Genomic DNA, 21,396 nt, shown 5'->3' on the forward strand with positions numbered 1-21,396 from the left:
TGAGCGGCCGGCGCCCGGCCGGCCGCTCACCGCGGGTCAGTCCAGGCCCAGCTCGCCCCGGATGACCGCGTGCCAGTCGTCCGTCATGCGCCGCGCCGTGGCCTCGTCGAACACGTTCGCGTCGTACTTGAGGAACACCTTGTACCCGTCGCCCTCCCGGTAGAACTCCGTGGCGAGGACGTACTCCCCGGCGTACGGCAGGTCGTCGAACAGCCGCAGGTCCAACTCGCCGGCCCCGGCCGGCGCTTCGTTGGTGAGCAGGTCGGCGCCCTCGAAGTTCTGGAACAGGAAGTTCGTCAGGACCAGCGGTTCGTCGTCCGATCCCACCGCGCGGGTGATCTCCGGCAGCGGGTAGCCGCCGTGCTCGATGCCGCCGACCACCTTGCGCTGCAGGGACTTGAGCAGTTCGGGGAAGCCCCCGGCGGCCGTGCAGCGGATGGGCAGGCAGTTCGCGAACTGGCCGACCACGTCCTGGAACCGCTCCTCGTAGCGGGCGGCCGCGGTCATGCCCAGGACCACGTCGTCCTGTCCGGTCAGCCGGTGCAGGAACCGCACGTACGTGGTGAACAGCACGATGGCGACGCTGACCCGGTGCTCCCGCGCGGTGTCGGCCAGTGCGCCGACCAGCGTCGGCGACAGCCTCATCGTCGCCACCTCCACCCGGGGCATCCGCTTCGGGTCGTACGGACGGTCGTAGGGCAGCGCGAGCGCCGGCCGCGGCCCGTCCAACTCCCGGACCCAGTAGTCCCGGTGCTTCCGTCCCTGCGGGCCGGTGAGCATCGCCTCCTCCCAGGCGACGAAGTCGCCGAAGCCGGCCCGGTTCAGGCTCCCCCGGCCCTGGTAGGCCTCCTTGAGCGTGCGGACCAGGACCGCCGTCGACGTGCCGTCCAGCAGGATGTGGTGCGCGGTGATCAGCAGCAGCCGCCGGCCGCCGGCGAGGGAGACCAGGTGCGCCCGCACCAGCGGGCCCGTCGCCAGGTCGAACGGGACGTCCACCAGGTCGCGCAGCCCGGCCAGTTGCGCGGCGCGCGAGGTGGTGGCGAGGTCGACCCGGTCGAAGGACGGCGTCCTGGTCGGGTCGATGTCCAGGTACGGCACACCGTCCCGCTCGCCGAGGACCGCGCTCAGCACCGGGTGGATCCCGGTCTGCGCGCGGATCGCCCGTTCCAGGGCCGCCTCGTCCAGCTCGCCGTGGATCTCGAAGAGCAGCGGGAGGTGGTAGTTGGTCGACTCCGGCGAGCGCAGCTGGTCCCGGTACATGGTCAGCTGACCGCGCGCGAGGTTCCACCGCCCGCCCGCCGGGCCGGTGAAGTGGGCGCACAGGCCCTCGATGGTCTCGACGTCGAAGAGCAGGGTGGCGGAGACGTCGTCACCGAAGTCCTCGCGCAGGGCGTTGGTGAGCTGGAGCACGAGGATCGAGTCCAGGCCGTAGTTGGTGAGCGGCGCTGTGGTGTCGATCCGCTCGGCCGGGATGCCGAGGACGGCGGCCGCCTTGCCGAGGATGAGCGCGGCCAGGTCGGACGGCGTCGCCGGCGCGGCCGAGGGCTCCGGAACCGGGACGGGCACGGGCTCGGGGGTCGGCGCGGGCTCCGGTCGCGGTGCCGACGCCGGTAGCGGCCGCTCCGGCCCGCCGGTCCCCTGCCGTGCGGCGCTCCCCGGCCCGGCGCCGACCGCCTGCCGGGCCACCCCGTCGCTCTCCGCCGCGATGACCTGCTGCCCCAGCGGCAGCGCCTGCGCCAGCGGGAACACGACCGTGCCGAAGCCCTCCCCCGCCAGCACGTCCCGCCAGTTCTCCGGCGACAGCGCCGGCGAGCCGGGGATCCGCAGCGACCGGTCGTCGAACAGCCACCAGCCGGCGAGCAGCCCGAACGTCACATGGCTGAACAGGTCGAACGCCGACAGCTCGTTCAGCAGCAGCCACCCGCCGGCCCGCATCGCGGCCTTGGCGTTGCGCAGGGTGTTGCGGGTGTCCCTGGTCGCGTGCAGCACGTTGGCGGCGATCACCAGGTCGAACCCGCCCTCGCCGATGTCCTGCCCGGCCAGCGGCTGCTCGATGTTGAGCAGCCGGCAGTCCAGGTACGGCACGTCCGGCCCGTACGCGGTGCGCGCGTGGTTGAGGAAGGCCTTGGACAGGTCCGTGTAGACGTAGGTCTCGATGCTGTCCTGGTAGGGCTTGAGCGCGGCGAACATCCCGGCGCTGGTACCGCCGGTACCGGCGCCGATCTCCAGGATCCGCAGCCGCGCGCCGGGCTCCCGGCGCAGCCGCTCCGCCACCACGCCGACGGCGGCGCCGGCCATGGCACGGTTGAACAGGTCCGCGACGTGGTTGTCCCGGTAGCAGCCCTCCACCAACTCCACCGAACCGCGCGGGAACATCACGTCGGTGGGCCTGGTCCGGCCGGTCAGGATGCCCGGCAGCGCCCGCAGCATGGCGGAGGCCAGCCGCAGTTCGGCCCTGCGGTCGGCGTCGGTCGACCACCGCTCGCACTGCCGGTCCCACTGCCCGAGCACGACGTCCACCGGCTCGGCCGGGACGAGGACGCGCCGGGCGTGCTCCAGCCAGTCGGCGTACAGCGGCAGGATCGCCGCGTGGTCGACGGTCGCCAGCTGCGCCGCCAGCACCTTCGCCAGCCACGGGTCCCGTTCGGCTCGACGCCACCGCACGACCTCGTCCATGAGGTCGTCCGCGCCCTCGGGCGCGATCAGCAGCTCACCGGGGACCCGCGACGGCGTCCGGCCGTGCACGGTGACCCTGGTGGCGCGGTCGAAGTTCGCCAGGGTGTTGTGCCGGTTGGTCTTGACGAAGGCGAGCTGCCGCTGGCCTCCGCCGAGCAGCGCGTCCAGGGCGGCCAGCCCCTCGCGCGGCTCGATCGACACCAGACCGACCCGGCTCAGCCGCTCCCGGTAGAACGCGGACGTGACGCTCCCGAGGTCGCCCCACCACCCCCAGTTCATGACCCTGACCGGGGTGTCCCAGTGCTGTCCGAGCGCGTGCGCGTAGGCGTCGCTGAAGGTGCACCCGGCCGCGTAGTTGCCCTGGCCGGCCGCCGTCGTGAAGGACTGCATCGACGACAGCAGCACCGCGAAGTCCAGTTGCTCGCCGTCGAAGACCTCGGCCATCGCGGTGGTGACGTCGACCTTGGCCGCCAGCCCCGCGCGGAGGGTGGCCTCGTCCATCCTGGCGAACGTGCTGTCCCGCAGCACGAGTGCGGCCTGCACCACCCCGTCGATCCGCGGGTGGCGCTCCTTGACCGCCGCGACGGCACGGCGCAGCGCGGCCGGGTCCGCGGCGTCGGCGCTGAGGTAGCGGACGGTACCGCGTCCCTGGACGGAGCGGATCCGGTCCTCGACGGACGCGTCGGGTGCGCTGCGGCCGATCCAGGTGACGTGCGCGCCGAACTCGCGCACCACGTGCTGGGTCCACGCCGTGCCCAGGCCGCCGGCCCCGCCGATCACCACGTAGACGCCGCCCTCGCGGTACACCGGCTTCGCCGGCGCCTCGCACGGCGCCCAGTGCCGGGCGAGCCACTGGCCGGCCCGCCGGACCCAGGCGTCCTCGGGCGACCGGGCCGGCAGGGCCGGCAGGTCGGCGGGCCACTCGGGGCCGTCGAGGTCGACGCGGCGGACGGTCCACTGCGCGTACTCCCGGCCCAGCGAGCCGAACAGGCCGTGCAGTCCGGCGTGTGCCGGCTGGACGGGGTCGTCGGTGTGGGTGGCCAGCGCGCGGGTCGTGACCAGCGTGATCCCCAGCGGCCGGGCGTCGTACCCGGCACCGATCAGCGCCTTGATCATGCGAAAGGCCGCGACGACGCCGTCGTCCTGGGCGGCCACGTACCCGGCGGCGTCGACGGGGTCGAGCTTGGGCTCGGGCGCGGTCCAGACCAGGTGGTCGATCGGCCCGAGCTCGCGCAGCGCGGCGGTCACCTCCTCGACGGACGCCGACGGCGGCAGCGGCCAGGCCAGCGCGCCGGCGAGGGCCGAGGGTCCGCCGACGGACAGGACCCGGTCGGTCCGGGCGGGCACGGGCGCGTCGGTCGCGCTGATCGAATCCCAGACGGGGGCGAACAGTGCGGGCTCGCTCCGGCCCGTGCGGCGCGAGGTGTACCCGGTCAGCCGCACGCAGACCGCGCCGTCGGCGTCGACCAGGTCGATGTCCAGCTTGCCGAGCGGCCCGGACGCACCGCCTCGGACGACGGCCCACATCGTGGCAGGGCACGGGGCGAACAGGTCGAGCCGGTCCAGGGCGAACGGCACGGCGGTGTCACTCATCCCGTCGAGGTGGGGCGCGACCGCCGCCTGGATCGCCGAGTCCAGCATCGCGGGCGTCAGCGCGCCGGGCTCCGCCGAGTCGGGCCGGACCAGTTCGGCCAGGACCGTCCCGGAGCCGACGTGCGCCCGCCGGATCGCCCGGAGGGTCGGACCGTGGTCGATGCCCATCGACACCAGGGCCTGGTGGATCCGGTCGCCGGACACGGTCTCCGGGCAGTCCGCGCGCAGTGCGGCGAGGTCGACCGGTGCCGGGCGCGGGGCGTCGGACGGTGCGATGCGGCCTTCACAGCACACGGTGGCGCCGGCGGCGATCTCGAACCGGTGCCCGCCCGTGGTGTCGGCGCGCACCTCGACCCGGACGTCGACCGGGTCGTCCGCGACCTCCAGCGGCTGCACCCAGGTCACGTTGCGCATCCGCACCCGGGTGGCGCCCAGCGCCTTGCGGGCCAGTTCCAGGTAGGCGACCGCGGGCAGGAGGTGACGGCCCTGCACCACGTGGTCGCGCAGCAGGCCGTGGGCGCGGGTCAGCGTCACCGCGTCGGCGCGGGTCCGTGGCACAGTGTCCGCGGGGGTCGGCGGCACAGCGTCCGCGCGGGCGGGCGGTACGGCTTCGCCGCCGGTCGCGGGCCAGTGCCGGTCGCGGGCGAAGGGGTAGGTCGGCAGCGGGATGCGCCGGCCCTCGACCGGGGGCCGGGTGTCCTCGGGCACCCGGGCCGGGCTCGTGCCGTCGAGGACCCGGATCAGCTCCTCGCGGTCGCGCACCACGCAGGCGAACCGGTGCGCGAACCGCTCCCGGCCGACGGCCAGGGTGTAGGCGAGGTCGCCGAGGTCGATCGAGGCGTGGGCGCGGACGTGTGCGGCCAGTCGGCGCCGCTGTTCGAGGAGCTGCTGCTCCGTCCGCGCCGAGAGCACCACCACGTGCTCCGCCTGCGGTGCGGCGGCCGGTGCGACGGTCCGCGCGACGTCCCACGCGACGTCCCGCGCGACGGACGGGGCCTCCTCGATCACGAGGTGCGCGTTGGTCCCGCTGGCGCCGAAGGAGCTCACCACGCCGCAGCGCGGCACCCCGGCGGGGGTCTCCCAGTCGTGGGTGCGGGTGCTCAGGTAGAACGGGCTGCCCGCCAGCGGGATCGCCTCGTTCGCGCTCTCGAAGTGCAGCGAGGCGGGGATCCGCCGGTGTTTGATCGCCAGCAGCACCTTCAGCACGCCCGCGACGCCGGCCGCGAACTGGGCGTGGCCGATGTTGGTCTTCAGCGAACCGACCGCGCAGTACTCCGCCTTGTCGGTGCGGGCGCGGAACGCGCGGTTCAGCGCCTGGAACTCGATCGGGTCGCCCAGCTTGGTGCCGGTGCCGTGCGCCTCGACGAGTCCGATGCGTTCCACGTCGACGTCGAACCGCTCGTACACCTCGCCGAGCAGAGCCTCCTGGGACACCGAACTCGGCGCGGTGATCCCGTTGGTGGCGCCGTCCTGGTTGACGCCGCTGGCCTTGATCACGCCGTGGATGTGGTCGCCGTCGGCCAGTGCGTCCGCGAGCCGCTTCAGCACGACGACCCCGACGCCCTCGCCGGGTACGAAGCCGTCGGCGCGGTGGTCGAAGGTGTGGCAGCGGCCGGTCGGCGAGAGCATGCCGGCGCGGCCCGCGAGCCCGTACAGCCGTGGTGTGGACTGCACGAACACCCCGCCCGCCAGCGCCATCGAGGTCTCGCCGGACCACAGGTCCTTGCACGCCAGGTCGATCGCCACGAGCGAGCTGGAGCACGAGGTGTCGACGGCGATCGCCGGGCCCTTGAGGTCGAGGAAGTAGCCCACCCGGCTCGGGATGACCGAGGCCATGTTGCCCCACAGGGTCTGCGCCGGTGCGTCCCGGTCGAGCAGCGTCTGGTAGTCCCCCGCCCACGCCCCGACGTAGACGCCGCAGCGCCGCCGGCCCATCCGGCCCGCGTAGCCGGCGTCCTCCAACGCCTTCCAGGACTCCTCCAGCAGCAGCCGCTGCTGCGGGTCCATCACCACGGCCTCGGTACCGGAGATGTTGAAGAACATCGCGTCGAACTCGTCGATGCGGTCGAGGAAGCCGCCCCGGGTGCAGGTGCTCACGCCGTCGAGGTCGAACCGGGTCGTCTCGGTGACCAGGTCGTCGCCGTCGACCAGGTGGGTCCACAGGTCGTCGAGCGAGTCGGCGCCCGCGAAGCGGCCGCTCATGCCGATCACCGCGATCGGTCCGCGATCCCCGGGCACGGCCCCGGGCACGGCCTGGGGCACGGGCACGGGCGCGGGCTCCGCGACCGGTTGCGGGGCATCGTCGCGCGCCGCCGCCGGCGCCGGGGCGCCCTCCGTGTAGACGATGGTGTCCCCGTACTCGGCGAGCAGGTGCGCGGCCAGCCGGTCGGCACTGCTGAAGTCGAAGACCACGCTCGTCGGCAGGTCCAGCGACAACGCGTCGTTGAGCTGGTCCACCACGCGGATCGCCAGGATCGAGTCCAGGCCGTAGTCGGCGAACGCCAGCCCGCCCTCGACCTCGGCGACCTCCATCGCCAGTGCCCGGGCGATCTTCTCCCGCACCACCGCGGGCACGAGCTCGTCCAGGCTCCGTGGTGCGACGGCGGGTTCGGGGCTCACCGCCGCGACCGGTGCCGTGACCACCGCCGCGACCGGTGCGGCCGGTGCGGCCGGCGGACGTGGCGCCGGCAGCGGGGCCGGTGCCTGCCGGGTCAGGTCGCCGATCCAGAACCGCTCCTTGGCGAACGGGTACGTCGGCAGCGACAGCACCCGGCGCGGCGCCCCCCGGTGCAGGCGCTCCCAGTCCACCTCGACGCCCGACGCCCACAGCGCCGCGAGCTTGGACAGCTTGCCGGCGGTGACCCACTGCCGTACCAGCAGTTCCTGCAGATCGCTGTCACCGGTGATCTCCGCGAGCAGACCGCCCGCATCCCCGGCGGTGCCCCGGTGCCCCCGGCCCGCCCGCAGCGCGGCCCGCAGCTCCGCGGTCGACGACGCCGCGACCGCGTACCGCTCGGCCATCGCCTCCCGCCCGACCTGGAGCGTGAAGGCCAGGTCGGCGAGATCGGTGTCCGGATTGCGGTCGAGGAAGCCGGCCAGCCGGTCCACCGACGCGGTGAGCTGTTCGGAAGTCCTCGCCGAGAGGACGACGACCTGTTCGGCGCCGTTGGGCGCGCCGTCTGTGGGCTGCACGGAATACTCCTCGACGATCACGTGCGCGTTCGAGCCGCCGGCACCGAAGGAGGACACCGCCGCGATCCGCGGGCCGTCGGAGTGCCACGGGCTCAGCTCGCGCTGGACCCGGAACGGGGTCCGCTCGAAGGCGATGTTCGGGTTGAGCTGTTCGGCGTGCAGGCTCGGCGCGAGCTGCCGGTGCTTGAGCTGGAGCAGGACCTTCGTCAGACCGGCCACCCCGGCCGCGGCCTCCAGGTGGCCGATGCCCGACTTCGCCGAGCCGATCGCGCAGTACTGCCGGTCCATGGTGTCCTGCTCGAACGCCTTGGTCAGGCCGGTGATCTCGATCGGATCGCCCAGTTCGGTGCCGGTACCGTGGGCCTCGACGTAACTGACCTGCCGCGCGGAGACCCCGGCCCGGTCCAGCGCCCGCCGGATCACGTCGGCCTGGGCGACCGGGCTCGGCACCGTGTAGCCGGTGGAGCGGCCGCCGTGGTTGACGCTGGAGCCCCGGATCACCGCGAGCACGCGGTCCCCGTCGGCCACCGCGCGGGACAGCGGCTTGAGCAGCACGCAGCCCACGCCTTCGCCGGGGACGAACCCGTGGCCGCCGGTGCCGAAGCTGCGGCAGTGCTGGTCGGGCGAGAGCATGCCGGAGCGGCACAGTTCGACGTAGTCCAGCGGGTGCGCGTAGAGGTTCACGCCACCGGCGATCGCCACCTCGCAGGCGCCGCGCCGGAGTTGCTCGCACGCCTCGTGGATCGCGGTCAGCGACGCCGAGCACATCGTGTCGATCGTCAGGCTCGGGCCTCGCAGGTCGAGCAGGTAGGAGGCGCGGGCGCTCAGCGAGGCGAACGACAGCCCGGGCACCACGAGTTCACCCGAGGGCAGGCGGCCCACCTCGTGTCGGGCGTGGCCGACCTTGGTGACGCCGGCGAACACCCCGACCCCGTGGCCGTGGCGGTCGGCGAGGCGCGCCCTGGTGTAGCCCGCGTCCTCCAGCACCTCCCACGCGGCCTGAACGAACAGCCGTTCCTGCGGGTCCATGGCGTAGGCGTCGCGCGGGGCGATGCCGAAGAACCGGGGATCGAACGCCGCGAAGTCGTCGAGGAAGCCGCCCCACTTGCTGTAGCTGCGGCCGGTGGCCACCGCCGTGTTGCGGTCCGGTTCGAAGAAGCCCTCCAGCGGCCAGCGGTCCACCTCGCGGACGCAGTCGCGGCCCGCCCTGAGGTTCTCCCAGAACTCCTCGGGGTCGGCGGCGCCCGGGTAGCGGCCGCTCAGCCCGATGACCGCGATCGGCTCATCGGCGACGGCGTCGGGCCCGTCGGTCGCGACGACCGGCTTCCCGGACGGCTGCTCCGACGGCCTCTCGGACGGCTGCTCGATGGTGGCGGGCCGGTCGGCGGCCAGCTGCCGGCGCGCCTGTTCCGGCTGCCGGCCGACGGGTCCGCCGGCGACGTGACCGGCGACGTGACCGGCGAGTTGACCGGCCACCGCCCGCAGGGTCGGCTGCTCGTAGAAGATCGTCGAGGACACCTCGGGGTAGGTCCTGACCAGTTCCCGGTTGAGCTGGATGACCATCACCGAGTCCAGGCCGATGTCGACGAGCGGGCGGTCGGGGTCGACCGAGCCCGGCGCCAGCCCGCTGACCTCGGAGAACAGGGTGAGCAGGTGGTGAAGGACATGCGGGTCGGCGCTGGGCGTGGCGGTCGTCGCCACCGGCGCAGGCACCGAGGCCTGCGTCCCCGTCCCGGTCCGCGCCCGCTCCGGGTCGCCGTAGTGCACCCACACCTGGTCCGCCCCCGTGTTCCAGGCGTCGATCAGCGCCGCGAGCCCGTCCTGCGTGGGCATCGGCGCCAGCCCCCGGTCCTCCCACAGGTACGCCCGGGTCCGCTCGCTGACCCGCATGCCGCCGTCCTCCCACAGCGGCCACGCGATGGACGACGTGCGCCCGCGGCGGCTCCCCGCCGCGACCCGCGCGTTGCGCAGGGCGGCGAACTCGTCGAGGAAGGCGTTCGCGGTCGCGTAGTCGGACTGGCCGGGGTTGCCGGTGATCGCGGCGCCCGAGGAGAACGTCAGCACGAACTCCAGCGGGCAGTGCTCGGTGGCCCGGTCGAGGTGCACGAGGCCGTCCACCTTGGTCGCGAGCACGTCGTCCCACTGCTCGACGGTCTTGTCCGCGAGCAGCGAGTCGCGCACCACACCGGCGGCGTGCACGATGCCGGTGATCCCGCCCGCCTCGGCGACCAGGTGCCGCACCTCCTCCCAGCGGGAGACGTCGGCGCGCACGTACCGCGCGACCGCACCCGCCTGCCGCAACTCGGCGAGCAGGCCCTCGATCCGGTCGTCGCGCGGCGACCGGCCGGCGAGCACGATGGTCGGTCGCCGCACGTCGGCGGCGATGCGTCGGGCGGTGGCGGCGCCGATCCCACCGGCGCCGCCCGTGATCAGGTACACGCCGCCGTCCCGCCAGGGCCGGTCGGACGCTGCTCCCCGGATCACGGCCGGGGCCCAGCTGCGCGTGTGCCGGACGCCGTCGCGGTAGCTCACGAGGTCGTCGGCGGCGCGGGCGTTCTCCGCCACGACGGCGGCCAGGTCGTCGCCGGCGACACCCTCGACACCGATGACCTGACCGACGATCCGCGGGTTCTCCTTGGTCGCGGTGCGCAGCAGGCCGGCCAGGGCGAGGTCGTGGGTGACGACCTGCACCAGCGTGGTGCCGTGCCGGGCGTCGAGGCCGCGGACGGTCTCCAGCACCTGCCACGACAGGTCGCGGAACCGGCTCTCCGGCCGTTGCCTGGCCGTGTCGAGGAGGATCGCCCCGGGCACCGGCCCGTCGACCCCGCACAGGAGGACGACGCGCCGGTCGTACCGGCCGGTCGCGGCGGCGGGCGTCGGCGTCCACCGTGCGGTCAGCAGGGCCGTACCGGTCGCCACCCCGGTGCCGGCCGACTCCCTCGTGCCGCTACCTCCGGTGCCGGCCGATTCCCTGCTACCGGGAAGCCAGAACCGGTCCCGGGCGAAGGGGTATCCGGGCAGGTGGGCGCGCTTGGGGGTCCTGCCCCCGGACAGCGAACGCCAGTCGACGGCGCCACCGCCGATCCACCGCCCGATCGGCTCCGCGCTGCCGCCACGGTCCCCGGTGGTGACGAACGCCCGTAGCCTGTCGAGGAGTTCGGCACGCGAGGGGACGACCCAGCCGACCCGTTCCGCCATCTCCTCGCGGCCGACCTGCAGGCTCCACGCGACGGACCGCAGCGAAACGTCCGCCGACTGCTCCAGGTAGGACAGCAGGTCCCGGGCCCGGTCGGTCAACTGCCCCGCGGTGCGGGCCGACAACGGCACCAGGACGCTCCCGCCGTCCTGCTCTCGCTCTCCCTGCTCTCCCTGCTCGCGCTGGTCGGCGCCGACGTACTCCTCGACGACGACATGGGCGTTGACGCCGCCGAACCCGAAGCTGCTCACCCCTGCCCGCCTCGGCGCGAGGCCGCCGTCAGCGCTGCGGGGGCGCGCCCAGGGCTCGTTGTCCCGCACGATGTGGAACGGGCCGCCGTCCAGTTCGATGTACGGGTTGACCTGCCGGACGTGCCGGGTCGCGGGCAGCACACCGTGCTTGAGCGCGAGCAGCACCTTCAGCAGTCCCGCGATGCCCGCGGCCGACTCCAGGTGGCCGATGTTGGTCTTGACCGAACCGAGGCCGCACGCACCGTCGTCACTGCGGCCCAGCCGGCGGAACGCCGAGCGCAGCGCGCGGACCTCCACCGGGTCGCCGAGCGCCGTGCCGGTGCCGTGGGTCTCGATGTAGCCGATGGTGTCCGGGTCGAGGTCGCCGACGGCGGCCGTCACCAGGTCGGCCTGGGCGTCGGCGTTCGGCGCGGTCAGCGAGTTGGCCCGGCCGCCGTGGTTGTACGCGCTGCCCCGGAGCACACCGAGGATCGCGTCGCCGTCGCGCTCCGCCGCCGCCAGGGACTTGAGCACGACCACCCCGACGCCCTCGCCGCGCACATAGCCGTTCGCGCCGGCGTCGAAGGTCTTGCACAGGCCGTCCGGGCTGAGCATGCCCGCGCGGTGCGCGCTGACGAAGGTGTCCGTGCTGAGCAGCACGTTCACCCCGCCGGCGACGGCCAGCTCGCAGGTGCCGGAGCGGATCGCCTCGATCGCGCGGTGCACCGCCACCAGCGAGCTGGAGCAGGCCGTGTCGATCGGTTCGCTCGGGCCGCGCACGTCGAGCAGGTACGAGATGCGGTTGGCCAGGATCGAGTGCGTCGTCCCGGTCGACGTGAACGCGTCCGGTTGCACGCCGCGGGTGGTGAGCAGCGTCGCGTAGTCGTTGCCCGTGACGCCGATGAACACTCCCGTGCTGGTCGGCAGGTCGGCCGGGCGGTACGCGCTGTCCTCCAGCGCCTGCCACACCGTCTCCAGGACGAGACGGTGCTGCGGGTCCATCAGCTCGGCCTCGCGCGGCAGGATGCGGAAGAAGGCGGCGTCGAAGGCGTCGACGTCGTCCAGGGCCCCGATCCGCTGGGGGAAGTCCTGGGCCTCGATGGTCCTGCGGTGGTCCTCGTCGTACCGGTGCCACGGGAAGGCGGTGACGGAGTCCTCGCCCGCCAGCAGGTTCGCCCAGTACTCGTCCAGGGTGCGGGCGCCCGGGAAGCGCCCGGCCGCGCCGATGACGGCGATCGGCAGGCGCGGATCGGCCTCGGCGTGAACCGGCTGCGGCTCGACCGCGGCCACGACCTCTGCCGCTGCCTCGACTTCGACCGGCGGCGGCACCGGCGCGGCCCGGACCGGCGCGGCCCCGGGCTCGACCGTGGCGCCGTGCTCGTCGACCAGGTGGGCGCCCAGCGCCTCCAGCGTGCTGACGTCGAAGAACACCGCCGGACTCACCACGACCCCGAACCGCTCGCGGATCTCCTCCGCGAAGGCCACCAGCGAGATGGAGTCGAAGCCGAACGCGTCCAGGCCGGTCCGCGGATCGAGCTCCTCCGGCTCGAACTTGAGGAGGTCCGCGGCGATGGAGCGCAGGACGTCCACCACGGCCGAGTCCGCAGGCGCGGCCGGCTTCGTGCCGCCCTGCACGGCGTCGGCCGGCTTCGTGCCGCCCGGCACCGCTTGGGCCGGCACCGCGTCGACCTGCACCCGCTCGACCCGGACCGGACGGGCCTGCGGTACCGGCCGCTCGGCCGGCGTCGTCCCTCCGACGCCGCGCCGCACCCCGTCCAGTTCCCCGACGACCTCGCCCGAGCCCTCGACCAGCAGGATCCGGTCGTCTCCGAAGACCACGTGCGTGACCGGCACCCCGGCCCGTACCCGGATCCCCCCGACCCGGTTGAGCGCCACCCGGGTCCAGTCCGGCGCCCCGGCCCGCTTGGCCTCCCACTGCACGCCCTGGGCGATCACCGCGAGCACGAACGGCTCGACGGTGACGTTGCGCCGGACGTGGTCCTGCCGGAAGTCGGGCCGGCCGACGCCCAGCACCGTCCGGCCGTCCGGCGTGCGGAACACACCGTCGACCGCGCACGACGCCGGTTTGTAGTCCAGCCCGCCCTCGGCCAGCTCGGCCAGGAACCGTTCCCGGGTGAGGACCGGCCGCAGGTCGGCCAGGTCGACCCGACCGGTCGGCGCGGTGGCCGCCCGCACGGTGAACTCGACCGCCGCCGCCCCGTCCTCGGTCCGGACGATGCCGTGGCCGTCGGCGAACTCCGTGACGAGCCGCCTGGTCGCCGACCAGTCGATCGGCCGCAGCACCCGGAGGTCGTGGACCGACGCCTCCCCGGCGAACCCGCTGACCTTCGCGGTGGCCAGCGCGAGGTCCACCGCGAAGGTGGGCACGATCGTCGGCGCCTTGGCCAGGCGGTAGCCGTAGTCCAGCAGGTCGGCGAGGTGGACGTCGAGGCCGTAGCGCAGGCCGCGCACGTCGGACTCGTTGCGCCCCAGGAACGGGTGCAGCCGCTCGCGCAGTGCCAGGGGGGCCAGCACGGACGGCGCGCCGTCGGTCTGCTCGACCCAGCACCGCACCTTCTCGAACGGGTACGCGGGCAGTGACACCCGACGGGCCGTCGGCAGCCGGTCCCAGTCGACGGTCCTGCCGGCGACCCAGGTCGTGCCGAGCTCGTGCGCGGGCAGCTCCCGCCGCCCGGCCAGGTAGCCGTCGACGGCCGCCAGCGCGGACCGCAGGTCCCCCGCCACGAACGCCCACCGGTGGGGCAGTTCGTTCTTGCCCACCCGCAGGGTGAACGCGATGTCGGGCAGATCGGCCTCCCGCGCCCCGGCGAGGTGGTCGCGGAAGGTGGCCAGGTAGCGCCCGAGCGCGGCCTCGTTCATCGCGGAGAACACGAACAGCTGCTCGCCGAACGGCTCCTGGCGCACCGGACGTTCGGGATACTCCTCCAGGACGATGTGCGAGTTCATGCCGCCGGCACCGATCGACGTGATGCCGGCCCGCCGGGGATGGGTGACCTGCCGGCCGTCGACGACGGTGACCGCAGGCCGCCAGTCGGCGAGCGTCTGCTGCACCTGGAACGGCGTGTCGGTGAAGTCGATGTCCGGGTTGAGTTCCGTGCTGTGCAGGGAGGGCACCAGCTTGCCGTGCCGGAACTGGAGCAGCACCTTCGCCAGGCCGATCATGCCGGCCGCCGCGAGCAGGTGCCCCATGTTCGCCTTGACGGACCCGAGCGCGCAGAACTGGCTGTCCGCCGTGTACTTCCGGTACGCCGAGGTGAGCGCGCGGACCTCGATCGGGTCGCCCAGCGCGGTGCCCGAGCCGTGCCCCTCGACGTAGCTGATCGTCCTCGGGTCGACCCCGGCGTCCTCGATCGCCTTCTCGATCGCGTGCGCCTGCATGCCCGGGTTCGGCACGGTGAAGCCGTTGCGGGTGCCGGCGTTGGACAGGGCGGTGCCCCTGATCACGGCGTACACCTGGTCGCCGTCGCGCTCGGCGTCGACCAGCGGCTTGAGCACGACCGCGCCGACGCCCTCGCCGAGGATGGTGCCGTCCACGCCGTGGCCGAAGCTGCGGATCACGTCGGAGGTGCCGGTGGTGAAGTGCTCCTCCGACGAGGTGATCAGGTTGTACGGGTGCAGCATCAGGTTGACGCCGCCCGCGACCACCATCCGGCACTCGCCGGCCCGCAGCATCTGCACGGCCTGGTGCACGCACGTCGACGAGGCGGAGCACATCGTGTCCACGAAGATCGACGGCCCGGTCAGGCCGTAGAAGTAGGACAGCATGTTGGGGAGCGTCCCGGTGTAGCTGCCGCTCTGCGGGGCGCCGCGGGTGAGGCTGTTCTGGAAGCCGTACAGGTTGTAGTGGTTGCTCATGGTGCCCACGAGCACACCGACGTCGCCCTGGTAGCGGCGCTGGATGGTCTGCCGCGAGTAGCCGGCGTCCTCCAGCGCCTGTACGCCGGCCTGGAGGAACAGCCGCACCTCCGGGGACATCTGCTCGGCCTCGCGCTTGGAGATGCGGAAGTAGCGGGGATCGAACGCGTCGATGTCGCGGAGGAAGGTGCCGGTCCTGATCACGCTCTTGCCCCGGACGGCCCGGTCGCTGTCGTAGATGGCCTCGTGGCCCCAGCGTTCGGCGGGGACCTCCTCGAACGTGTGCCGGCCGTTCTCCAGCAGCTCCCACAGCTCGTCCATCGTGTCGGCGCCGGGGTAGCGCCCGGACACCCCGATGATCGCGATGTCGTGCCGGTCCTCGCGCGCGGGTTCGCGGACCTCGGCGGTGGTGGTGGCGGTGGCGGACACGGCCGGGGCCTCCGGCGGTACGACGGGCGTCTCCGACGGCGGTGCCGCCGGCGCTTCCGGCTGTGCGTCGGACGCCCCGGCCTCCGCCGTCGCCCCCGGCACGGCCCCCAGTACGGCCTCCAATTGCCCCCGCCGCGACTCCACGAAGTGCGCCGCCACGTCCGCGATGTTCAGGTACTCGAAGAAGATCGTCTTGGACAGCGGTCCGAACAGCTTCTCCAGCTCGGCGGTCACCCCCAGGATGCTCAGCGAGTCGATCCCGTACTCGATCAGGTTGGTGGTCGACTCGATGTGCTCCGGGGCGTGCCGGAGGACCCCGGCGACGACCTCCCTGAGCAGGCCCTCGGTGCGCTCCAGCAGATCGCCCTCGACGACGCCGCCGGACGGCACGACCGAGGCCGACGCCACGGGCGCCGGGGCCACCGGCGCCGGAGCCGCCCGGCGTGGCACCGCGAGGCTCGCCCTGGCCCCGTACCCGACGACGACGTGCGCGGGGGCGTCGGCGAGCAGGGAGCGGCCGAAGGCGCGCAGCCCGTCCTCGGTGGGCAGGGCCTCCCAGCCGCGCTCACGGCGCAGCGACTCGCGGGTGACCTCGTCCAGCGTCATGCCGCCCTCGGCCCACAGCGGCCAGCTGACGGCGACGGTCCTGCCGCTGCGCTCCCCCACGTCGACCAGCGCCTGCCGGTGCCGGGCGAACGCGTCCAGGAACGCGTTGGCCGCCGCGTAGTCGGCCTGCCCCGGGTTGCCGTAGACGCCGGCGACCGAGGAGAACAGCGCGAAGAAGTCCAAGTCGAGGTGCCGGGTGGCGGCGTCGAGGTTGAGCGTGCCGCGCACCTTCGGCGCGGTCACCAGGCGGACGTCGGCCAGGTCCTTGCGCAGCAGGTACTGGTCCCGCAGCAGACCGGCCGCGTGCACCACGCCGTGCAGCGAACCGTGCTCCCGCACGATCGTGTCGACCGCGGCGCAGACGGCCCGGGCGTCGGTGACGTCGACCGGCAGGTAGTGCGCGTCGACCCCCTCGGCCCGCAGGGACTCGACCGAGCCGGCGGTGGACCGTCCGCTCAGGACGACCGTCGCCTCGGCGCGGCCGAGGTAGCGGGCGATGTGCCGGCCGATGCCGCCCAGGCCGCCGGTCACCCAGTACACGCCGCAGGGGCGCAGGTCCGGCACCTCCGGACCGGCGTCGAGCCGCGTCCCGGCGGGCTCCAGCACCTGCCGGGTGCCGTCGGCGGCGTAGCGGACCTCGGTGTCGGCGGAGTCGTCGGCGCACTCCTCCCGCACGATCCGCTCGATCTGTGCCGGGGAGGCCGACTCCAGGCCGGCGACCCGGACCACCCGGCCCGAGACCAGCGGGTTCTCCAGGGCGACCGTGCGGAACAGGCCCCCCAGCGGCGCGTGGAAGTGCGCCGGGACCCGGCCGCCGACCAGCACCACGAAGCGGTGCTCGGTCTTGGGAGCGGACGCGAGCAGCCGCTGGGCCTCGGCGAACACCTGATCCGTCACGGCGTCGACGCCGTCGGCCGGGCTCGCCGGGGTGATCTCCGGCAGGGTCACGGTGTGCGCGGTGCGGGAGGAGCCGCCCGCGTTCAGCGGCCGGTCGGTCCACCGCGTGGTCGCCGTGACGACCCGCGCGCCCGCGTCGGCGGTGCGCTGGGCGAGCCCCCGCAGGCTGGCGCTGATCACGCCGTCGCGGTCGCACAGGTCGATGTCGAACCTGGCGAGCGCCCCGGAGTCCGCGCTCCGCCGCACCCACGCCCAGGTTTCGGACGGGCAGGGCCGGTACACCCGCAGCTCGTCGAGGGCGAAGGCCAGGGTCGGGCCGGCGGCCTCGCCCATCAGGACCACGGAGGTCTGGAAGGCGGCGTCCAGGACGCTCGGCGGCAGCACGTACCCCTCGGCCCCGGTCGCCGGGATGCGGGCGAGAGCCTCGTCCCGCCCGACCCGCAGCCCCCGCAGCGCGCGCATGTCCGGCCCGTACTCCAGGCCCTGGGCACCGAACTCGGCGTAGACCTCGGCGGGGTCGCGCGTGGTGGGGCAGGACGCGCGCAGGGCGTCCAGGTCCAGTGGTGCCGGCTCCGGCGCCGTGACGATCTCGGCGGAGCCCGCGCTGTGGGTCGTCTCGCCCCGGCGGAACTCGAAGGCGATCGCGTCTGCACGCGGCGTCAGTGCGAGCTCGACGTCGACCGGTTCGTCGACGACGACCGGCCGCATCCACGCGACGTCGCTCAGCCGGATCACTCCCTCCCGCGCCGCCGCGAACTCCACCGCGGCCCGCGCCATCTCCAGGTACGCCACCGCGGGCAGCACCCGGTGGCCGCGGACCTGGTGCGAGGCCAGGAAGGGCTCGGCTCCGGTGAAGGTGGAGGTGTAGCGCTGCTGCGCCAGGTCGGAGGTGTTGCGGTGGACGAGCGGGTGCAGCGTCGCGGCGCCCGGGGTCTCGGCCGGCGGCGTGACGTACCAGTGCCGGTCCCTGGCGAACGGGTAGGTCGGCAGCCGTACGCGCTGCGCCCCGGGCAGCGGGGGCCAGTCGGCGCTCCCCCCGCGTGCCCACGCCTGTGCCGCCGCGACCACCTCGGCCCCGGCCCCGGCGGGGTTGCGCACCTCGCCGTCCACGGCGGACTCCAGCGCGGCGACGAGCTGCTCCCGGTCCGCGACGACGAACGCGGCCCTGGCCCGCATCGGCTCGCGGCCGACCCGGAGCGTGTGGGCGATGTCGGCCAGCGACTGGCGCGGGCTCAGCCCGGTCTCGGGGGCCAGCAGGTGCTCCCGCAGCCGGGCGGCCAGCACCCGCAGCCGCTCCGGGTTCTTCGCCGACAGCGGCACGACGTACGGCCCCGGCGCCTCGGCCGCCGCCGCACCGTCCTCGGGCGTCCCGCTCCCGTGCGCCGCCGTCGGGCGGACGTGTTCCTCCAGCAGCACGTGGGCGTTGGTCCCGCCGAACCCGAACGAGCTGACGCCCGCCCGGCGCGGCGCACCGTCGCCGCCCGGCCACGGCCGGGTGTCGCCGACGATGTAGAAGGGGCTGCCGTCCAGGTCGATCAGCTGGTTGCGGGTCTGGAAGTTGACCGTCGCCGGCAGGATCCCGGCGGCCATCGCGCCGATCACCTTCACCACGCCCGCCACGCCCGCGGCCGACTCCAGGTGGCCGATGTTGGTCTTGACCGAGCCGATGCCGGTGCTGCCGGGGCTCGGCGTGGTCCCGTTGGCGTCGTGCAGGCTCTGGAAGGCGCGCTTGAGTCCGACGATCTCGATCGGGTCACCGACCGGCGTGCCCGGCCCGTGGGCCTCGATGTAGCTCACGGTCTCGGGGGCGACGCCGGCCCGGGTGTAGACGTCCTCGATCAGCGCGGCCTGCGCGGCCGGGTTGGTGACGGTCAGCGAGTTGGTCCGGCCGCCGTGGTTGGTGCCGACGCCCTTGATCACCGCGTACACCGGGTCGTGGTCCGCCAGCGCCCTGGCCAGCGGCTTGAGCAGCAGGACCGCGCCGCCCTCGCCCCGGACGAACCCGTCCGCGGCCTGGTCGAAGGCGTGCGACCGGCCGGTGGGCGAGAGCATGCTCGCCTTGCTGAACGCCACGAACAGCTTCGGCGACCAGCACAGGTTCACGCCGCCGGCCAGCGCCAGGTCGCAGTCGCCGTTGTGCAGCGCGGCGACGGCCTCGTAGAGCGAGACCAGGGAGCTGGAGCAGGCGGTGTCGTTGGCGATGCTGGGGCCGTGGAAGTCGAAGAAGTAGGACAGGCGGTTGGCGACGATCGAGTACGCCGTGCCGGTCGGGAAGTAGGCGTCGGTCGGCACGTCGTCGCGTTCGATCAGCTCGGCGTAGTCGCCGTGGCACAGGCCCATGAACACGCCCGTGCGGCTGCCCGCGAGTTCGCCCGCCCGGTAGCCCGCGTCCTCGATGGCCTGCCAGGCCAGTTCCAGCGCGAACCGCTGCTGCGGGTCCATGGTCTCGGCCTCGCGCGGGGAGATGTTGAAGAAGGCCGCGTCGAAGCGGTCGGCGCCCTCGACGAAGCCGGCCCAGACGCTGTACGTCTTCTCCTCGCCGCTGCGCGGATCGCCGAAGTAGCGTTCCTTGGACCACCGCTGCGCGGGCACCTCGGTGATCAGCGAGCGCCCCGCCGCGAGGTGGTCGAACAGCTCGACCAGCGTGTCGGAACCCGGGAACCGCAGGGCCAGACCGATGATCGCGATGTCGTCGGCACTCATCGGCTCTCCCCCACTCGCTGCATGGCACGGCGGTTGTCCACGGTCACCCGCAGGTTCAGCGCGGCGGGCGCCGACCCGCCCGGCCGGCTCCCGCCGTCCAGCACGAACTGCTGGTGGAGCACGGCGGTCGTCAGCAGGTAGAGGAAGGCCTGGTCCTCCTTGGTGCTGATCTCCTCCACCGGCGAGGACATGATCTTGTCGACCAGGCGGCGGGCGAACCTCCGGTCCACGCAGCCGATCCGCGCCAACTCATGGTCGGACAGCAGCAGTTCCAGGTAGTCCGGGCGGCTGTCCTTGAACGCGGCGCTGCCCGGCGCGCGGTAGGGCTGTTTCGGGCGGCTGGTGGTCCACTCCGGGAGCTCGGCGCGGAACGCCTTCTTCAGGAGGGCCTTCTCGACCTGGCCGTCGTCGTAGCGCAGGTTCACCGACGCGGCCGCGCGCACCACCGCCGGGTCGAGGAACGGGCAGCGGTTCTCCACGCTGTGCGCGAGCGCGGCGCGCTCTCCCTGGGTGGACAACAGGAATCCGGGCAGCAGCGTCTTGTACTCCAGCCACTGGGCCTTGTGCACCGCGGACATCTCCGCGTAGCCCGGGGTCCCGGCGACGAGGTCGAGCAGGTCGGCGAACGGGTCGAACCGGTCGGCGAGCAGGCGCGCCGCGAACCGGCCGTTCTGGTAGCGCATCTCGTGCGAGAACAGGCCCGGCAGCCGTTCCACCGAGAACTGCTGGTACAGGCCGAGCAGATGGGCCTGGTGGGCGGAGCCGAAGTGCGCCAGCTCCGGGTGCAGCCCGGCCAGCCTGGTGCGGCGCTCGGCCTCGGGCAGCTCGTTCCAGCGCTCGCGCAGCAGGGTCTCGCGGAACAGCGAGTAGCCGAGGAACGCCTCGTCGGCGCCCTCGCCGCTGAGGATCGTCTTGATCCCGGCGTCGCGGACGTGCCGGGACAGCAGGAACATCGGCACGAACGAGGTGCGGAAGGTCGGGACCTCGGCGTGGTACACGGCGGCCGGGAATGCGTCGGTGATGTCCGTGCTGGTGATCGGGACGGTGGAGTGCACCGTCCCCAGGTGCTCGGCGACCAGGCTCTGACTGTCGGACTCGTCGAACTCCTTGTCCTGGAAGGCCACGGAGAAGGTGCAGACCTGGTGCGGCGAGAGCTGGGTGGCCAGTCGCGTCACCACCGAGGAGTCCAGGCCGCCGCTGAGGTAGACGCCGACCTCGACGTCGGACCGCAGGCGCAGCTCCACGCTGGTGCGCAGGGTCTGCCGGACGAGCTCGATCGCCTCGGCCTCGGTGCCGTCGAAGCCCGGCACGTCGAAGTCGAGTTCCTCGTACGGGCGCAGCGAGCGGCGGCCCGCGCTGATGGTCAGCACGGAGCCCATCGGCAGCTGGCGCACACCCCGGTAGGGGGTGCGGTCGGGCAGCGGCGTCCACGCGGCGTAGGTGGTGGCCAGCTCCCTCGGGTCGAGCTCGAAGCGGAAGCCGGGGAAGGCGCGGAACGCCTTCATCTCGGAGGCGAACAGCAGGTCACCGTCGTTGTCGGTGTAGAACAACGGGCGCTTGCCGTAACGGTCCCGGGCCAGGACCAGGTCACCGGTCGCCGCGTCCCTGATGGCGACGGCGAAGGCGCCGTTCAGCCGGGTGAAACAGGCCGAGCCCCACTGGATCCACGCCTGGAGCACCACCTCGGTGTCGGAGTGGTCGGTGCGGAACGGCCGGCCGAGGCGCTCCAGTTCCGCCCGGAGCTCGATGTGGTTGTAGATCTCACCGTTGAAGCAGATCCAGTACCGCCGTGACGGGTCCGACATGGGTTGCGAGCCACCGGCAAGGTCCACGATGGCCAGCCGCACCGCCCCCATGGCCAGGCCGTCGTCCAGGTAGTAGCCGGCCTCGTCCGGCCCGCGGTGGCGGATGTTGGACAGCATCGAGGTGATGACCTCGGCGGTGGCACCGGGGTGCAGCGAGGTCGAGAGGAAACCAGCCAGCCCGCACATGATCCGT

At 73.5% G+C, this 21,396-nt stretch carries 2 protein-coding genes; both read right to left on the reverse strand.

What is annotated here, in order from left to right; all coding sequences use genetic code 11:
* Window positions 1-36: 36 nt before the first annotated feature.
* Complete coding sequence (locus ACIOJE_RS29180; protein WP_400780154.1) at window positions 37-19,398, reverse strand: SDR family NAD(P)-dependent oxidoreductase; 19,362 nt, start codon at window positions 19,396-19,398, stop codon at window positions 37-39.
* Window positions 19,395-21,389: an asparagine synthase (glutamine-hydrolyzing) gene (gene asnB, locus ACIOJE_RS29185; RefSeq protein WP_400780156.1), complete on the reverse strand. Its 1,995-nt coding sequence runs from the start codon at window positions 21,387-21,389 to the stop codon at window positions 19,395-19,397. The genes ACIOJE_RS29180 and asnB overlap by 4 nt, the downstream gene beginning before the upstream one ends.
* Between the last annotated feature and the right edge of the window lie 7 nt (window positions 21,390-21,396).

The organism is Kitasatospora sp. NPDC087861 (assembly GCF_044742585.1).
In the GTDB taxonomy this organism is placed as follows: domain Bacteria; phylum Actinomycetota; class Actinomycetes; order Streptomycetales; family Streptomycetaceae; genus Kitasatospora.

Bases quoted from the DNA above. Each gene is read 5' to 3' on its own strand.
- ACIOJE_RS29180 (WP_400780154.1), bottom strand. From the start codon at position 19,398: ATGAGTGCCGACGACATCGCGATCATCGGTCTGGCCCTGCGGTTCCCG.
- asnB (WP_400780156.1), bottom strand. From the start codon at position 21,389: ATGTGCGGGCTGGCTGGTTTCCTCTCGACCTCGCTGCACCCCGGTGCC.